Annotated in this window: 1 protein-coding gene; it reads left to right on the top strand. The window is 46.3% G+C overall.

All coding sequences use genetic code 11. The features are described 5' to 3' along the window. A partial coding sequence (locus EXE10_RS21190; protein ID WP_165383066.1) for a TolC family protein occupies positions 1-559 on the top strand: 559 nt, incomplete at both ends.

Here is a 559-nt window from a genome sequence, read left to right as displayed (position 1 = left end):
ACCACTCGATGCGGTCAAACAGAGCTTGTCACAGCATCCAACTGTTCAGTCGGCAGTTTCGGATCAGGACTATGCCCATTTTGCAGGACAAGGGTTAAAACTGGGTCATCCCTGGACCGTGCGTGCGGGGATGCAGCTTCGTAACACCGACACCCAGGATGGTCAAACAAAGTCCAATAGCTATGAGCCGAACTTTGGTATTGAAAAGCAGATTCGTTTGCCTGGCAAATACGAGCTGGATCAGGATTTGGCGCAACGAGGGATGAGTATTGCTGAATTAAAATATGAAGATGCCAAACATGAAGTTGCCAAAAATTTGCTAAATCAGTGGTTTGCCTATATGCGCAGTGCTTTTCAATTGACGCGCTTAGAGGAACAGCAGTCAAGAATACAGCACTATATGCAAATGACCCAGCAGCGTATTCGTGCTGGAGATGCCCCACGACTGGAACTGATGCTGCTTAGTAATGAATCGCGGCAAATCGAAGAGCAATATATGCAGGCTAAAACAGCTTACTATCAAGCACAGCAGTTATTGTCACGTGATTATCAGGGAAAA

The organism is Acinetobacter sp. WCHAc060033, from assembly GCF_004209125.1.
Lineage (GTDB): Bacteria > Pseudomonadota > Gammaproteobacteria > Pseudomonadales > Moraxellaceae > Acinetobacter > Acinetobacter wuhouensis.
This window is presented reverse-complemented; position numbering and strand designations above follow the sequence as displayed.